This window comes from Pseudomonas sp. TE21394, assembly GCF_054057835.1.
This window is the reverse complement of sequence record NZ_JBSRZR010000001.1, coordinates 3387617-3405826: the sequence shown is the minus strand read 5'-3', so window position 1 is coordinate 3405826 and position 18210 is coordinate 3387617. Positions and strand designations below refer to the sequence as shown.

The window sequence follows — 18210 nt, the reverse complement described above, 5'->3', positions numbered from 1 at the left end:
GCAAGAAAGCACAAGAATCCCCCCGCCCCGTGGCGTACACTCGCGCCCTGCCCTGCCCCCGGAGACCGTCGTGAGCCCCATCGCCCTAGCCCGCCTGCTGACCCTTGCCGCCGTCTGGGGGGCGAGTTTCCTGTTCATGCGCATCATCGCCCCGGAGCTTGGCACGGTGCCGACCGCGTTTTTTCGCGTGTCCATCGCCTGCCTGGGTCTGGTCGCGCTGCTCGCCGCCGGCCGGGTGCGCTGGGATTTCCAGGGCAAGCTTGGCGCCTGCCTGGTGCTGGGCATGATCAACTCCGGCATTCCGGCCACCTTCTATTCCGTGGCCGCCCAGGTGTTACCGGCCGGCTATTCGGCCATCTTCAACGCCACCACGCCGCTGATGGGCGTGCTGGTCGGCACGCTGTTCTTCCGCGAGCCGATGACCCTGGCCAAGCTGTGCGGCATCTTCCTCGGCCTGTTCGGCGTCGGCATCCTCAGCGGCGCAGGCCCGGTGGCCCTCGACCTGGCCTTGCTGCAGGGCGCCCTGGCGTGCCTGGCAGCCACCACCTGCTACGGCTTTGCCGGTTTTCTCGCCCGCCGCTGGGTCAACGGCCTGGACAGCCGCCTGTCGGCCCTGGGCAGCATGCTCGGCGCCACCCTGATGCTCAGCCCGCTGTTCGCCTGGAGCGCACTCAGCCAGCCCCCGGCCAGCTGGGGCGGCTGGCAGGTGTGGCTGTCGCTGCTGGGCCTGGGCTTGCTGTGTACGGCATTCGCCTACATCCTGTACTTCCGCCTGCTGGAAGAAATCGGTCCGGTCAAGGCCAGCACCGTGACCTTCCTGATTCCCGTGTTCGGCGTCTTGTGGGGGGCGTGGCTGCTGGACGAACCGCTGTCGATGGCGCACCTGTACGGCGGCCTGCTGATCGGTGCAGCGTTGTGGCTGGTACTGCGCCCGACGCGCAGGTGAAGCGGAGCAGACCGTGAACAGCGCATACAAGAAGGTCCTGTTCCGCCTGGAACAGGACGCCAACGGCTACCCACCGGCCTCGGTCGAGGGGCTATGGGCCAAGGCCGTGGAAGGTGGCTATGCCGTCGACAACATTCCCTTCCACGTCTACGGCATTGCCCCGGGCGACGTGATCGCCACCCGTGAAGAAGCCGGCGAAACCTGGTTTGCCGAACTGCGCCACAGCGGCGGCAGTTCGGTGTTCCGGGTTATCGTCAGGCCCCCGGAAACCCTGGACCAGGTACGCGCGGCACTGCAAGACTTCGGCTGCAACTGCGAGACCGAGCAGGCGGTGAAGATGCTGGCGCTCGAGGTCCCACCGCAGCGTTCGCTCGATACCCTGCTCTACTACCTGCTCACCCAGCGCGACGCCGGCCTGCTGGACTTCGAGGAGGGCGTGCTGCGCCACGCCATCGCCGAAGAATTCCGCTAGGGCCTAGGCCTCGGCCAGGCGCGCGGCAGGCTTGCGAAACACGAACAGCAGGCCCACCACGATCAGCCCCATGCCCAGCAAGCCAAGCGGTGCCAGGCGGTTGCCGAAGATCAGCAGGTCCATCACCGCGGTCACGGCCGGCACCAGATAGAACAGGCTGGTGACATTGACCAGGTTGCCCTTGGCAATCAGCCGGTACAGCAACAAGGTCGCCAGCAGCGAGACCACCAGGCCCATCCACAGCAGCGCACCGACGAAACCGGCGCTCCACTGCACATGCAATGGCTGTAGCGGCGCGAACAGTGCGCACATGGCAAAGCCGGCCAGGTACTGCAGCGGCAGGGTGCCCATCGGGTTGTCGGTGATGCGCTTCTGCAGGATCGAGCCGAAGGTCATGCAGGCCAGCGCCAGCAGGGCGAATAGCATACCGGCCAGCGATACCCCACCCAGGTTGATGCCCTGGTAGACCACCATGACCAGGCCCGCCAGCCCCAACCCCAGGCCGAACAGACGGCTCCACGAGCGCTGGCGCTCCATCAGCACCACGGTCAGGATCGGTTGTACCCCCATCACCGTGGCCATGATGCCCGGGGTGACCTGGGTATCGAGCGCCAGCAGGTAGAAGATCTGGTAGGCGCCGAGCAGCACGCAGCCGGTGCCCAGGGCCCGCAGCACGGCACCGCGACCGCGCGGCCAGCGCAGCCGCAGCAGCGGCCCGATCAGCAGCACGCCGGCCAGGGCCAGCGCCGAGCGTAGCAGCAGGAAGGCGAACGGGCTGGCCTGCGCCAGGCCCAGCTTGGAAACGATCGCCCCGCTGCTCCACAGCAGGACGAACAGGCAGGTGGTGGCCGCCGAGGCCACCGAGGTTTTGCTAAAGACAGACATGGATTGCCACCTGATATAAGGCAAATAAGCCAGACGGACGACGAACGCTTCAGCGTGGGAAGTCGCCGACCGTGTTCAGTAGGTTGCGTGTGCGAAGGGCTGCGGCCAGAAGCCGATCAGCCCAGCACGACCACGCAGCGAGGCGGAGCTACGCCGCCCACGACGCCACTGACAGGTGGTGGTGGATAGAGACTGTTCATGACCGGCTGCTGGCTGCCACGCACGACCATGCCCGCGACTGGCGCGATGGCAAAGCAGGTGGTGGCAGGGCTGGCTGGCATGAGCGGGTCTTCGGGAAGAGGACAATGGGCTGGACTATAGCCCGGCGTCTCCTGGCTGGCAACTACCCCGCCGCCCACGATCCCGTTGCAGGAGCGACACTGGTTAATTTTTCACCGCCCCGGCTCGTCTGAATGCGAAACGCAGCCCGCATTCACCCGTTCCGAGGACCGCCGATGAACGTCTCCACCTGGCTCTGCCGGCCAGCCCAGATCACCTGCCTGCTGCTGGTCAGCGCCCATGCCCACGCCGCCACACCCGGCGACGTGTTCAAAGACTGCAAGGACTGCCCGGAAATGGTCGTGCTGCCCGCCGGCAGCTACCAGATGGGCGCCCCCGACGGCGAAGTCGGTCGCCAGCCCGACGAGGGGCCGCTGCATACCGTGACCTTTGCCAAACCCTTCGCCATGAGCCGCTACCAGGTTACCGCCGGCGAACTGGACGCCTACATCAAGGCCACCGGCACCGCGATCAAGAGCGGCGACGACCGCCCCGGCCGCTGGTGCGAAGCCAGCAAACCCAGCTACCCGCAAGGCCCACGCCAACCGGCGGTATGCGTGGACTACGACGAAGTGCAGGGCTACGCCCGCTGGCTGGCGAAAACCACCGGCAAAGCGTACCGCATGGTCAGCGAAGCCGAACGTGAATACGCCGCCCGCGCCGGCTCTACCGGCCCGTTCCCGTTCCCCTTCGACGAACCGGGCAAGTACGAGATCAGCAAGCACGCCAATACCTATGGCCCCAAGGACGGTTACACCTATACCGCTCCGGTGGGCAGCTACCCGGCCAATGCCTTCGGCCTGTACGACATGCACGGCAATGTCTACGAATGGGTCGCCGACTGTTACCACGACAGCTACGAAGGCGCCCCCGCCGACGGCAGCGCCTGGGTTCAGGACCCCAAGTGCATCCGCGCGCACATGCGCGGCAACGACTGGGGCGAGCCGCCGATCTTCTCCCGCTCGGCCAACCGCAATGACCGCCTCAAGACCACCCGCGGCGACTTCCTCGGTTTTCGCGTAGCACGTGATTTGTGAAGTTGTGACGCGGTTGGCGCAGCAGCGCCTGAAAAGATCGCCAATAAGAATCGTTCCGGTTTTTGCCAGGTGCTGCGTCCTATTGCTGACATAGATAAAACCCCTCTGCCAACGAGACCGCAATAGATGTCCAAGACCTTGCCCGGCCCGCTCGACCCGCTTGCCAAAGCGTTACTGATCCGTCACTCGTTTCGTTCCCGGGATGCGTTGACACGCGTCGGCCTGGGCCTGGCCATGTCCACCGCCATGGCCGCCCAGGTGCAGGCGCAGGAATGGACCTTGGACATTCCCGCGCAGTCGATGAACTCGGCATTGCAGACGCTGGCCAGACAGACCGATACCCAGTTGCTGTACAGCCCGGAGGACATCGGCGGTTTGCGTTCCAGGGCCCTCGATGGCCGACACGACCTCGCTTCGTCACTGGGCATCCTGCTGGGTGGCAGCGGGCTGCGTTACCAGATCGACGGCAACACCGTGACCGTCACCGCAGGCTCAAGCGCAAAGGACGGCCAGGTCGAACTTTCGGCGACCAACGTCAATAGTACGGGCCTGGGGGCCACTACCGAAGGTACAGGGTCGTACACCACCGGGGTGACCAACACCGCCACCAAGATGAACCTGTCGATCCGCGAAACGCCGCAGACCATCAGCGTGATCACCCGCCAGCGCATGGACGACCAACACCTGGCGACCATGACCGAAGTGCTCAACCAGACGCCAGGCATCACCATGTCCCAGGACGGCGGTGAGCGTTTCAACATCTACTCGCGTGGCAGTGCGATCAACACCTACCAGATCGATGGCGTGACCACCACCCAGGAAAACCAGACCCGCAACATGCCCAGCACCTTGCTGGACATGGCGCTCTACGATCATGTCGAGATCATCCGTGGTGCCACCGGCCTGATGACCGGGGCGGGTGACCCGAGCGGCGTGGTGAACCTGATCCGCAAGCGGCCAACCCGCGAGTTCAAGTCGCACATCCAGGCCGGGCTAGGCTCGTGGGACTACTACCGCGCCGAAGCGGACGTTTCCGGGCCGCTGACGGAAAACGGCAACGTTCGCGGCCGCTTCGTTGCAGCCAAGCAAGACAACGACACCTTCATGGACTGGTACAGCCAGAAACGCGACCTGGTCTATGGGGTGGTCGAAGCAGACCTGACCGACACCACCGTCGGCCGTTTCAGCATCGACCATCAGAAGTACCGGGCCGATGGTGCCCCGGGCGTCCCGGTGCTGTTCAGCAATGGCCAACCCACCGATTTCTCCCGCTCGAAAAGCGCCGGCGCACGCTGGATGTACGACGAAATCGAAACCACCAACTACACCTTCGGCCTGGAACAGGCACTGGCCAATGACTGGCAGTTCAAGATCGCCGCCAACTACATGGACGTCGACCGCGATACCGATTCCGCCTACCTGCGTACCACCACCAACGTGGCCTATATCAACCAGGCCACCGGTGCGATACCGATCATCCCGGCCAAGGCCAAGGCGACCCAGACGCAGAAAGGCGTCGATGTGACGTTCCAGGGCCCGTTTGAACTGCTCGGGCAAAGCCATGAGCTGATCGTCGGCTACAACTTCCAGGAGTACGAGAACCAGCACGACGAAGCCGATGCGCCGTCTACCACGATCGATTATTACAACTGGGACAACCAGATGGCCCGGCCAGCGGACGACAGCTACGTCCCGTTCCTGGATTACAACGTCGCTATCCGTCAGAGCGGTTACTACCTGGCCGGTCGCTTCAACGTCACTGACGAGCTGCACTTCATCCTGGGCGCCCGGGTGTCGAAATACAGCTACGACTATAACCTCAGCATCCTGCCCGCCCGCGCCCCGACCACCAAGATGCGCGAGAACGGCGTGGTCACGCCCTATGCCGGGATCGTCTACGACCTGACCCCGGAGCAGTCGGTCTACGTCAGCTATACCGACATCTTCAAACCGCAGTCTGCCCAGGATGTGTCCGGCAAGACCTTGGAACCTGTGGTGGGCAAGAACTACGAGCTGGGTTGGAAAGGTGAATTCTATGATGGCCGCTTGAATGCCAACGCAGCACTCTATCTGATCCAGCGCGACAACCTTGCCGAAGAAGATGGCGATAATCTGACACCTGGTCGGACCCAGGCTTACCGCGCTGTCGACGGTGCGGAAACCAAAGGTATCGACCTGGAACTGTCCGGTGAGATATTGCCCGGCTGGAACCTGCAGACCGGCTATAGCCACTCGCGTACCGAGGACGCCGATGGCAACCGCCTGACCACGCAATTGCCCATGGACACCTTCCGCCTCTGGACCACCTACCGTCTTCAGGGTGACTGGAACAAGCTGACCATTGGCGGCGGTGCCAGCTGGAACTCCAGTTCGTCGCTCACCTACGCCCGCCTGGGTGCACGGGTCACGCAGGACGACTATACCGTCGCCAGCCTGATGGCGCGCTACCAGATCAACGACAACCTGTCGGCCACCGTCAACGTCAACAACCTGTTCGATGAGAAATACTACGCAGGCATGGCTGGCAGCTACGCCCACTACGGCGCCCCGCGCAACACCATGCTGAACCTGCGCTACGACTTCTGACCTGACAACAATCCCGCCACACTTGCCGCAAGCCGGCTGATACAACGGCGCTTCCCACACGGGAGCGCCGTTTTTCATTGCCTGCCCATTCCCGCACGAGCCGCTGTCATGAAAAAGCCCGTTGCCACCCCAAGGGGTAGGCAACGGGCCCTTATGCAGGCAGCCGCCCCGCAACGGGGCGGCCAGTTTCAGCCGCCGACCAGGTCCCGCCGTTGCAGCAAGGCGATCAGACCGTCGAGTACCTCGGGATGCCTGAGAATGTCGTAATGCCCGGCATCTACAGCGACATGCCGGGCAGGCCCGGCAAGCCGCTCGGCGAAGTTGCCGGTACCCGCCCACCAGCACACAGCCTCTGCAACAGTAACCGGCAACGCGGCCATCTGCTGCGACAGTGCCTTGAGCTTCATCGCGACGACAAAAGTGTGTGCCAGCTCCGCGCTGCCGATCTCGGCATAAGCTGACTGCCCGGCCTGGGTCGTGCGCACCGCGTCGATGATCTGCGCCAACCCGTCGCTGTCGCAATCGGCCGCTATCGCAGGCACAACCAGACGCTCTCTGTCGGCGCCAAGCATCACCCCCAGGAAGCCGTGCAGATCGTCACGCCAATCAGCGTCAGGTGCCACCTGGCCCGGCTGAGGGATAAAGCTGTCCACCAGGCTCAGCATCGAAACCTGCTGCCCTTGGCTTTCCAGTTCATGGGCCACCAGCACCGCAAGCGCGCCACCAAGCGACCACCCGAGCAATTGATAAGGCCCCTGCGGCTGTTTCTGGCGGATGTACTGGGCATAGTCGATCGCCATTGCCTGAAGGGAATCATCCTCCCAGGCATGATCCAGCAGCATGCGACACTGAATGCCGTAGACCGCACGGCGGCCGTCCAGGCGGCGCGCCAAGGGTTCGTAGTCGAACACCGTACCGAAGCCGGCGTGCAGGCAGAACAACGGCGTCGCCCCATCCACACGGTTATTGAGCAGCAGCAGCGGATCCAGGCTGGCCTCGTTGTCGGCGTAACCAGACAACTCGGCAATGGTCGGCCTGGCCATGACATCGCGCAGTTTCAGTTCGATGGGCAACGCCGCGCAGGCGCGGACCTGGGACAGCATCTTGAGCACCCGCAGCGAATCGCCGCCCAGCTCGAAGAAGTTGTCTTCGACCCCCACGCTGGGCACGTCCAGCACTTGCTGCCAGATGTCCGCCAACGCCCGCTCGATCGCATTGCGCGGTGCAACCTGCACCCGCTGGCCAACGAATTCAGGCGCCGGCAGCGCCTTGCGGTCGACCTTGCCGTTTGGCGTGAGCGGCAATGCCGGCATCAGCACCAGTTGCGCAGGCACCATGTAATCCGGCAATTCGGCAGCCAGGGCCTCACGCAATGCCTGGGCGCAGCCGTGCTTGTCGCGGGTAACCACGTAGCCGATCAGCTGTTTGCCTGTGGCTGTTTCGCGTGCGACCACCACGGCATCCCGCACCTCGCTCAGGTCACGCAGGCGCGCTTCAATTTCGCCCGGCTCGATGCGGAAACCGCGCACCTTCAACTGGTTGTCCATGCGCCCGATGAAGTCGATCACGCCATCGCTGCGGCGCCGCACCCGGTCACCGGTGCGATACAGGCGCAAGCCGTGGCCAGAGGGGTCGGCGACGAAACGCTCGGCAGTCAGGGATGGCCGCCGGTGATACCCGCGCGCCACCCCTTCGCCGCCGATGTACAGTTCGCCCGCGACACCGTCAGGCAACGGATTGAGATGCTGGTCGAGTACGTACAGCGTGCGCTCACCGACACGCGTGCCGATCGGTGCGAACACCGCCTCGCATGTCTGCTCGCGGGAGACCTTCCACAATAGCGGCGTGACCACTGTCTCGGTCGGGCCATAGCCGTTGGTCAGCCACTGCGGCCGCAAGCTGCGCTTGACCTGCTCGAACAGGGCATTGGGTACCGCGTCCCCGCCAAAGCAGTACACCCGCACCGGGGGCGAGGCCCGGTCCTGGCCTTCGGCGAATTCTGCCAGCTGCTGAAGGTAGGCCGGTGGGAAGCAGGCAATGTCGATGCGCTGCTCGTGCAGCACCTGCCAGGTTTCTTCTGCCGTCCACAGACGGTTTTCACGCACCACCAGACAACCACCGGATGACAAGGTCGACAGCCAGCGTTCCTGGGCACCATCGAAGGCGAATGACATGAACAACAGTTCGCGGGTGGTTCGATCCATGTCATAGAGCGAGGCAATTGCCTGGCAGTGCATGCGAATCTGCTCGTGGCTGACCGCTACCCCTTTGGGCTGGCCCGTAGAGCCAGAGGTATAGATGAGGTAGGCCAGGTTGTCCCGCTGCAGGTTCACTTGCGGCGGCGTCAGCGGCAACCCGTCGGGTACCTGTGTGTCCAGCTCGACACAGCACTGCACCTGGGCGAAACGCGGCCTGAGCTCGCGGGTTGTGATCAACACGTGCATGCCTGCGTCATCGACGATCCATTGCAGGCGCTCCTGGGGGTAATCGATGTCCAGCGGGACATAGGCCGCACCGGTCTTCATCACGGCAAGGAACGCCACGATGACATCGACCGAACGCTCCAGGGCGATGCCGACGGTGGCCTCTGGCCGCGCGCCCATGGCGATGAGCCGATGCGCCAGGCGATTGGCCTGTTGTTCCAGCTCGCGATAAGTCAATTGCTGCCCTGCGCAGACCACCGCGACGGCATCGGGGCAATCCATGGCATGCTGGGCAATCTGCTCGGCCAGCAGCGGCTCGCGCTGCGCGCTACCGGCCAGGCGGTTACGCGTGGCTGCCTGTTGCAACTGCGCCGGGGCCAACATGTCCAGGCTACCGAGCGTAGCCTGCGGGTCATCCAGCAGCGCATTCAACAAACGCTCGAAGCTGCCACGCAATGCCTCGGTGGCAGCCTCGCTGAAGCAGCTGCGCAGGTACATGAACTCCACCACCAGGGTGTTGCCCAGCTCCACGCACAAGTCCATGGCGTAGTTGGTAACGCCCCGTGCACTGACATCACCGAACTGCAGGGAATCGCTACTGTTTTCCGCCAGGCGCTCATCGACCGGGAAATTCTCGAACACGACGATACTGTCGAACAACGCCTGGCCCGGGCGCCCGGCCCAGCGCTGGACATTGGCAAGGGCTGCATGCTCATGGTCGCGCATCTCGACGTTGTACGCCTGCAGCTGCTGCAACCACGTCTCGACCCGTTGCCACGGCTCGGGCCTCTGCACCACCGGCAAGGTATTGATGAACAACCCCAGCATTTCATCGGCGCCCGCAAGGCTCGGTGGACGCCCTGCCACCGTCGCGCCGAAGCACACCGTGGATTGCCCGGTGTAGCGTTGCAACACCAGCAACCAGGCCGCCTGGATCAGGGTGTTCGGGGTCACCCGCAGCCTTTGCGCCTGCTCACGCAGGCGTCGGGTTCTGGGCCTGTCCCAGCGCAGGTACAGCGCGGCATGGCCGTCCAGCTCAGGCGCCGGGCGAGGCATTACGGTGCCAGCCAGCAAGGTCGGGGTTTCCAGGCCGCCGAGGGTTGCCTTCCAGAACCGTTCGAGTTTTTCCTGGGGTTGCGCGCCAAGCCAGCGGATGTAGTTGCCGAAATGCACCACCGGGCGGTCCGGCGCCTGCCCGTGATAGGTCTGCAGCACCTCGCCCAGCAGGCGCGAATCGCTCCAGCCGTCCATCAGGATGTGATGCCGCGTCCAGATCAGCTGCACGTCCCCATCTTCCAGGCGCACCAGTGTCAGGCGCATGAGCGGCGCACTCGTCAACTGGAAGCCTCGGGCAGCTTCTTCTGCCGCCAATGCCTTGAGCGCCTCCGGCGCGCAGTCTCGCTGCCGCCAATCGAGCACCTGCAACGGCAGGGCGACTTCGCGCAGTACCAGTTGCATCGGCTCGTGCAGTTGCGGGTCGGACCAGAATGCCGTGCGCAGAATGTCATGCCGGGCAATCACCTGCCGCCAGGCATCGGCGAAGCGGTCAATGTCCAGCCCTGCCACCGAGACCGCGGTCTGGTTGATGTAAAGGCCGGCTTCTGGCCCTTGCAGGGTATGGAACAGCATGCCCTGCTGCATTGGCGAAAGCGGATAGAGGTCAGCGATCTGCTCCACCGGGACTGGCAGTAGCTGCCGTTGTGCCTGGGTCAGCGCCGCCAACGCATCCGCTGCCGACGCTGCAGGCGGCTCGCCATCCTGCGCGCTACGGTGTTGCCGCGCGACCAAGGCCAGGCGCTGTACGGTCTGATGCTCGAACAGCTCCCTGGGGGTAAACTCCAGCCCGGCCTTGCGCGCTCGGCTGACCAGTTGCAAGGATACGATCGAATCACCACCCAGCTCGAAGAAGTTGTCGGTCAGGCCGACCCTTTCCAGCTTCAGCACCTGCGCCCAGATCGCCGCGATCTGTTGCTCCAGCGCGCTCTGCGGGGCCACGTACTCGCCCTGCAACTGGCTGGCATCCACCTGCGGCAGGGCCTTGCGGTCGAGCTTGCCGTTCGGCGTCAGCGGCAACTGGTCGAGCAACAGCAGGTGCGCCGGCACCATGTAGTCCGGCAAGCCAGCCTTGAGCGCGGCACGCAGGCTGTCGCGCAACGCGCCCTGCGCTTGCGTGCTGTCGGCAGGCACCACGTAGGCCACCAGTTGCTTGCCGCCCGGCCCGTCCTGGGCCAGTACCACCGCTTCCTGCACGCTCGCCAGCTCCAGCAGGCGCGCTTCGATCTCGCCCAGTTCGATGCGCAGGCCGCGGATCTTCACCTGGTGGTCGATACGCCCGGCGTAGTCGATCACCCCGTCGGCGCGGTAGCGCGCCAGGTCGCCGCTGCGGTACAGGCGGCCGCCGTCGCTGCTGAACGGGTCTGGCACGAAGCGTTCGGCGGTCAGCGCCGGGCGCTGGTGATAACCACGGGCCAGGCCCACACCGCCAAGGTACAGCTCACCGGCACTGCCGCGTACTGCCGGTTGCAGGCTGCCATCGAGGATATGGGTCTTGAGGTTGTCGATCGGCTGGCCGATCGGCACGCTGATATTTTCGTCCGGCTGGCAGGTCCAGTGGGTGACGTCGATGGCCGCTTCGGTCGGCCCGTACAGGTTGTACAGGCGCGCCGCCGGCAAACGTTGCAGGGTCTGCCGGGCCAGTTCGGCCGGCAGTGCTTCGCCGCTGCACACCACACGCCTGAGGCTGACGCAGCGCTGCACCGCTTCGTGGGTCATGAACGCCTGCAGCATCGACGGCACGAAGTGCAGCGTGCTGATGCCGTAGTGCTCGATGGTGTCCACCAGCAGTTGCGGGTCGCGGTGCGCCCCCGGCTGGGCCACGACCAGGCGCGCGCCGGTCATCAGCGGCCAGAAGAACTCCCACACCGACACGTCGAAGCTGAACGGGGTTTTCTGCAGCACGCTGTCGCCGGCGTCCAGGGCGTAGGCCTTCTGCATCCACCACAGGCGGTTGACCAGCGCCCGATGGCTGTTGCCGGCACCTTTCGGGCGACCGGTGGAGCCAGAGGTGTAGATCACGTAGGCGAGGTTCAGCGGCGCTACATCGCTGTCCGGGTTGGCATCGCTGTAGCCGCTCAGGTCTTCCGTATCCAGCTCCAGGCAACGCAGCCCGGCCGGGATCGGCAGGCTGTCGCGCAGGTGCGACTGGCTCAGCAGCAAGGCGATGCCGCTGTCGTCGAACATGTAGCGCAGGCGTTCCTGCGGGTACTCCGGGTCCAGCGGCACGTAGGCACCCCCGGCCTTGAGAATGCCCAGCAGGCCGATGACCATCTCCAGGCTGCGCTCCATGGCGATGCCGACCAGCACGTCAGGGCCCACGCCTTGCTCGCGCAGGCGGTGCGCCAGCTGGTTGGCACGGCGGTTGAGCTGGGCATAGCTCAGGGTCTGCTCGCCGAACACCAGCGCCGGCGCGTCCGGGGTGGCGCGCACCTGGGCCTCGATCAGCTGGTGGATACTGCTATCACTCGGGAACAGTGCATCCGTGGCGTTCCAGTCCTGGAGCAGTTGGCGCTGCTCATCGGGGCCCTGCATCGGCAGCTCGGCCAGTGCCCGGCCGGCATCTACCAGCATGGCACTGATGAGGTTGCCCAGGTGCTGCGCCACCTGCTCGACCGCCTGGCCAGACCACTGGCTGCGATTGTGGCTGTACTGGATCGACAAAGTTGCCCCCGGGCTCACCAACAGCGTCAACGGGTAGTTGGTCTGCTCGCGATTGGCCACCTCGCCAAAGCGCAGGCCATCGGGCGCGCCCTGTTGCAGCGCTTCGGCCACCGGGTAGTTCTCGAACACCAGCAAGCTGTCGAACAATGCGTCACCGCCCTGCCCGGCCCAGCGTTGCACGTCATACAATGGAGAATGCTCGAACTCGCGCGCCGCCAGGTTGCTCGCCTGAACCTGGGCCAGCCACTGCGCGACGGTCTGTTCCGCACGTGGCGTGCCGACCACCGGCAGGGTGTTGATGAACAGGCCGATCTGCTCTTGCATCCCTGGCAGATCAGCCGGCCGCCCAGCCACCGTAGCGCCGAAGCAGACACTGGGCTGGCCGCTATAGCGGTGCAGCAACAGCAGCCAGCAGGCCTGCAGCAAGGTATTGACCGTGACCCGATTAGCCTTGGCGAAGGCCTCGATCTGCCGGGTTTGCTGGCGGTCGAAGCGCTGCTGGTACTCACCTTGCCCAGATGCCGAACCGCCCAGGCCAAGGCCAGGGATGCTTTGCGCCAGGCAGGTCGGTGCCTCCAGGTCTGCCAGTTGGCCCTTCCAGAATGTTTCAGCGGCGCCCGCATCCTGACGCTGCAACCAGGCGATGTAATCGCGGTAATGCGTTGCCTGCACCGGTATCGGTTGCCCGGCATAACGCTGCAACACCTCCCCCAGCAAGCGCGAGGTACTCCAGCCATCCATCAGGATATGGTGGTTGGTATAGATCAGATGGTGGCGATGCCTGTCGGTACGCACCAGCACCAGGCGCAGCAATGGTGCCTGGGCCAGGTCGAAGCCGCGCTGACGCTCCTCATCAGCCAGCTGCTGCAACGCGGCCTCCAGTTGCTCGGTGTCGCGCCAGTCCAGTTCCGTGAACGGCGAGCCCACGCTGCGGTGCACGATCTGCACCGCTCGCTCCAGCTCTGCCTGCCACACGAAACCGGTGCGCAATATGTCGTGGGCCAACAGTACATCCAGCCAGGCCTGCTTGAAACGCTGTGGGTCAAGGTGGTCGACATCGACCCGCATCTGGTTGATGTAGTTACCGCTGCCTTCTTCGTACAGGCTGTGGAACAACATGCCTTGCTGCATCGGCGACAACGGATAGACATCGGCAATTTGCGCGGCAGCCACCGGCAGGTTGTCCAGCTGCGCCTGGGTCAGCCCGGCCAGCGGGAAGTCCGAAGGGGTTACCCCGCGCTCATGCGCCTGGCAGCAGTGCTCGATCAGTGACTTGAGCTCATCTGCGTAGGCATCGGCCAGACGCTGGACGGTGGACGGCTGGAAACGCTCGCTGCTGAAAGTCCAGTTCAGCTTCAGCTCTCCGGCAAAGACCTGGCCATTGATGGCCAGCTGGCTGCTCAACGGTGCAGCGTCATCATGGCTCTGGCCAGCGCTTTCCTGCGCCGGCGTCAACAGCCCTGTTGCCGCATCGAAACTGCTGTCGAACTGGCCCAGGTAGTTGAAGACGATCTCGCCTGCCGGTAGTCGGCCAAGCACCTGACGAGCCTCGCTTCCTCCAAGGTAACGCAATACGCCATAACCCATCCCTTTGTCGGGAACGGCGCGCAACTGTTCCTTGATGGTCTTGATCGAGCCCGCCCATTGCGCCTGTGGGCTGAGCTTGAGCGGGTACAGGCTGGTGAACCAGCCAACCGTGCGGGTCAGGTCAATGCCGTCGAACAAGTCTTCGCGGCCATGCCCCTCCAGGCGCACCAGCACCTCTGCGCGACCGGTCCAGCGCGCGATCACCCGTGCCAGCGCGGTCAACAGCAGGTCGTTGATCTGGGTGCGATAGGCCGCCGGCGCTTCATGCAACAGCTTGTGCGTCCAGTGTGCGTCCAGGCGCGTCGCGACCGAGGCCGCGCAACGCTGCAGATTGGCACCTTGCGGGTTGTCACAGGGCAAAGCATCGTCAACGCCTTGCAGCTGCTCGTGCCAGTAAGCCAGTTCATGCTGCAGCGCGGGCGTTGTCGCATAGCTCTGCAACTGCTCTGCCCAGGCCTTGAACGCGCTGGTCTTGGCGGGCAACACTGGGGTCTGGCCGGCGGCCAGGGCATGGTAAGCCTGCTGCAAGTCTTCGAGCAGCACCCGCCATGACACACCATCCACCACCAGGTGGTGGATGACCAACAGCAACCGCTGGCTACCATCGGGCAGTTCGCCCAACACTGCCCGCAGCAGAGGCCCTTGCTCCAGGTTCAGGCTGCGCTGGGCTTGGTTGCCGACCTGCTCCAGTGCTTCGGTATGTTCAACCTGGCGACGCCACAACAGTTCATGCTGCGCGGTGCCGAACACTGCCTGCCAGGCACCTTCGGCCTGGCTGAAGCGCAGGCGCAGGGCGTCGTGATGGTCGACCACGCAGCGCAACGCCGCCTGCAGGTGGTGTTCATCCAGCACCTCGCGGGTGTGTAGCATCAGCGACTGGTTCCAGTGATGCCGCTCGACGACGTCCGATGCGAAGAACCACTGCTGGATCGGAGTCAGCGGCATGCTGCCCTCGACCCGCCCCTGGTCGATTGCGGTGCCGGTTTCTCGCCGGGCGATCGCAGCCAGCCCCTGTACTGTCTGGTGCTGGAACAGCTCCTTGGGGGTGAAGCGGATACCCAGCTGGCGGGCACGGCTGACAACCTGCAACGACATGATCGAATCGCCGCCCAGTTCGAAGAAGTTGTCGGCAAGGCCGACTTGCTCCAGCTTCAGCACGTTGGCCCAGATGGCTGCGATCTGCTGCTCCAGTTCGGTTTGCGGCGCAATGTACTCACCCTGCAGCACGCTGGCGTCTGGTGCCGGCAAGGCCTTGCGGTCGAGCTTGCCGTTGCCGGTAAGGGGCAGCACTTCCAGGAACAGCAGATGCGCGGGCAACATGTGCTCAGGCAGGCTGGCCTTCAGTTCGGTACGCAGGTTGTCACGCAGTTGCGCCTGCTGTTCGATACTGTTCAGCACACCAGCATCGGCAGGCACCACATAGCCCACCAGTTGCTTGCCACTGGCGCCATCCAGCGCCAGCAGCGCAACCTGGCGCACGGCAGGCTGGGCGAGCAGGCGCGCTTCGATCTCGCCCAGCTCGATACGGAACCCGCGAATCTTCACCTGGTGGTCGATACGCCCGATGTATTCGATGACTCCGTCGGTACGGTAACGGGCCAGGTCGCCCGAGCGGTACAGGCGTCCACCGTGGTCATCGAAAGGGTTGGGTACGAAGCGCTCGGCAGTCAAGCCGGGGCGGCCGTGATAACCCCGCGCCAGGCCCGCCTGGCCAATCAGCATTTCCCCCGTGCAACCCGGCAGGATCGGGTTCAGGTTTGCGTCGAGCAAGTACCATGACAGGTCGGGGATGACCTCGCCGATCGGGCTGCTGGCGCCGTTGTGCAAGTCTTCCAGGGTGATCGGCCGGTACGTCACGTGTACGGTGGTTTCAGTGATGCCATACATGTTGACCAGGCGCGGCGGGTGGTCGCCAAACACGTCCATCCAGGGTTTCAGGCTGCTGACCTCCAGGGCCTCGCCACCAAACAGCACATGCCGCAGGGCCAGTTGCTGCCCCGCCTTCGCCGCCTCGCAGGCAACCGCAACAAGCGGCTTGAACGCCGAAGGAGTCTGGTTGAGCACGGTAACCTGCTCGCGTACCAGCAAGGCGTGGAAGTCTTCGCTGGAACGCGCCACGTCCGTGGGCACGATGACCGCCTTGCCGCCATGCAGCAGCGCGCCGTACAGCTCCCATACCGAAAAGTCGAAGGCATAGGAGTGAAACACCGTCCATACGTCACTGGCATCGAAATGGAACCAGTGCCGGGTGGCAGCAAACAGGCGCACCACGTTCCGATGCGGCAGCAGCGTACCTTTGGGCTTACCGGTGGAGCCCGAGGTGTAGATCACATAAGCCAGGTTGTCCGCATTCACCCGGCAGGCAGGGTTGACCTCGCTGTAGCCGCCGAGGCCGGTATCGCCGTCCAGCTCCAGCACATGCACGCCAGCCGGTATTGGCAGGGTGTCACGCAGGTGCTGCTGGGTCAGCAACAGGCGGATACCGCTGTCCTCGAACAGATAGGCGAGGCGGTCCTGTGGATACGCCGGGTCCAGCGGTACGTAGGCAGCACCTGCCTTGAGAATGCCGAGCAGGCCGACAACCATCTCCAGGCTGCGCTCGACGGCCAGGCCCACCAGTACATCCGGCCCTGCGCCCAGCTCCAGCAGCCTGTGCGCCAGCTGGTTGGCCCGGCGGTTGAGTTCGGCGTAGCTCAGGGTCTGCTCGCGGCAGACCAATGCTGTCGCATCCGGTGCAGCTTCAACCTGGGCCTCGATCAGTCGATGAAGCGGCTGTTCGGCGGGGAACTGCATCGATGACGGGTTCCAGGCCTGTACGGTCTGGTCCTGTTGCGCCTGGCTGACCAGCGGCAGGTCGGCCACGCGCTGACCGGGCTGGTGCACGATCGCCTCAAGCAGGTTCACCCAGTGCCGTGCCATCCGTTCGATGGTTGCGGCATCGAACAGGTCGGTCGCGTAGCTCAGGGCGGCGCCGAGGCTATGCTCGTATTCGAAGGTATCCAGGGTCAGGTCGAACCTGGCCGTGTCGTGGGCCCAGGTCAGCCCCTCCACCTGTAGCCCTGGCACGCTGCGCTGTCTGCCCTTGGCCTGCACCTGGTGGTTGTACAGCACCTGGAACAATGGGCTGTGGCTCAGGCTGCGCTCGGGCTGAAGGGCCTCCACCAGCTGCTCGAACGGCAAGTCCTGATGGCTCTGCGCTCCCAGCACTCGCTGTTTGACCTGCTGGAGCAGGTCGCTGAAGGTCAGTTGCAGGTCGAACTCGGCGCGCAATACCTGGGTGTTGACGAAAAAGCCGATCAGCCGTTCGGTTTCCACCCGGTTACGGTTGGCCACCGGTACCCCGACGCGGATATCCGCCTGCCCCGAATAGCGGTGCAGCAAAGCCTGGAAACTGGCCAGCAACACCATGAACAGCGTCGCCCCCTGACGCTGGGCCAGCTGCCTGAGCGAATGCACCAGGGCTTCCGGCAGGCGAACCTCATGCCGGGCGCCTCGGTGGCTGCTGGACGCAGCACGCGGACGATCGGTGGGTAGCTCCAGTACTGGCTGATCATCGCCAAGCTGGGCCTTCCAGTACGCCAGCTGCCGCTCCTGCTCACCCGCTTCCATCCACTGACGCTGCCAGATCGCGTAGTCGGCATACTGGATCGGCAGCGCCGGCAGCTGCGGCGCCTGGCCTTGGCTATAACCGGCATACAGCTGCATCAGCTCATCGATCATCAGCGGCATCGACCAGCCATCGGAGACGATGTGATGCAGCGTCAGCACCAGTACATGCTCGTCCTGCCCAAGGCGCAGCAAGCTGACCCGCAGCAGTGGCCCGTGCTGCAGGTCGAACGGGCGGCGTGCCTCGGCCTCCACGAACTCGCGCACACGTTGTTCATCGGCGCCGGCCAGCGTCTGGATCGCCAACGCCACGCTGTGCTCGGGGTGAATGACCTGGACAGCGCCCTGCCCTTCATCGCTGAAGGTGGTGCGCAAGATTTCGTGGCGAACCACCAGCGCGTCGAAGCTGCGTTGCAATGCCTCGACATCCAGGGGGCCTTGCAGGCGCAAGGCCGCCGGGATGTTGTACAGCGGCGCGGCAGGCTCGAGTTGCCAGAGAAACCACTGCCGCTGCTGGGCATAGGAAAGGGGGACAGGGGTTGCAGGCTCGCGCCTGAAGATCGGGGTGAGCCCATACAGGTTCACCCCCTGCTGCTTGAGCAAGGCTGCCAGGGCCTGGCGCTCTTTGGTGGACAGTAGCTTTACAGACTCAAGCAGCTCTTGCACAGTTAA

Annotated in this window: 7 protein-coding genes; 4 read left to right on the top strand and 3 right to left on the bottom strand. The window is 64.5% G+C overall.

All coding sequences use genetic code 11. From position 1 onward, the window contains the following. Positions 1–70: 70 nt before the first annotated feature. The gene (locus tag ACVWZT_RS15605) at positions 71–946 is read left to right on the top strand and encodes a DMT family transporter (RefSeq protein WP_457470174.1); all 876 of its coding nucleotides are present in this window, start codon (positions 71–73) and stop codon (positions 944–946) included. A gap of 13 nt (positions 947–959) precedes the next feature. Next, entirely contained in the window at positions 960–1418 is a 459-nt protein-coding gene (locus tag ACVWZT_RS15600) for a DUF4265 domain-containing protein (RefSeq protein WP_296232335.1), read from the top strand. 3 nt (positions 1419–1421) lie between these two features. On the opposite strand, the gene ACVWZT_RS15595 is transcribed toward ACVWZT_RS15600, so the two are convergent. Both ACVWZT_RS15595 and ACVWZT_RS15590 read right to left on the bottom strand, forming a co-directional pair. Further along, positions 1422–2303: a DMT family transporter gene (locus ACVWZT_RS15595; protein ID WP_457470172.1), complete on the bottom strand. Its 882-nt coding sequence runs from the start codon at positions 2301–2303 to the stop codon at positions 1422–1424. 116 nt (positions 2304–2419) lie between these two features. Continuing rightward, positions 2420–2584, bottom strand: a complete 165-nt coding sequence (locus ACVWZT_RS15590; protein WP_296232331.1) for a hypothetical protein — start codon at positions 2582–2584, stop codon at positions 2420–2422. Positions 2585–2758: 174 nt separating this feature from the next. Between ACVWZT_RS15590 and pvdO the strand changes: the two genes are divergently transcribed. Further along, positions 2759–3619, top strand: a complete 861-nt coding sequence (gene pvdO, locus ACVWZT_RS15585) for a dihydropyoverdine dehydrogenase (protein WP_457470169.1) — start codon at positions 2759–2761, stop codon at positions 3617–3619. 126 nt (positions 3620–3745) lie between these two features. Next, positions 3746–6205 (top strand): TonB-dependent siderophore receptor, encoded by a 2460-nt coding sequence (locus tag ACVWZT_RS15580; RefSeq protein ID WP_457470167.1) that lies wholly within the window; start codon positions 3746–3748, stop codon positions 6203–6205. A 188-nt stretch (positions 6206–6393) separates the two neighbouring features. Here ACVWZT_RS15580 and ACVWZT_RS15575 read toward each other — a convergent pair whose 3' ends face one another. Next, positions 6394–18204 (bottom strand): amino acid adenylation domain-containing protein, encoded by an 11811-nt coding sequence (locus tag ACVWZT_RS15575; RefSeq protein WP_457470165.1) that lies wholly within the window; start codon positions 18202–18204, stop codon positions 6394–6396. Positions 18205–18210 lie beyond the last annotated feature (6 nt).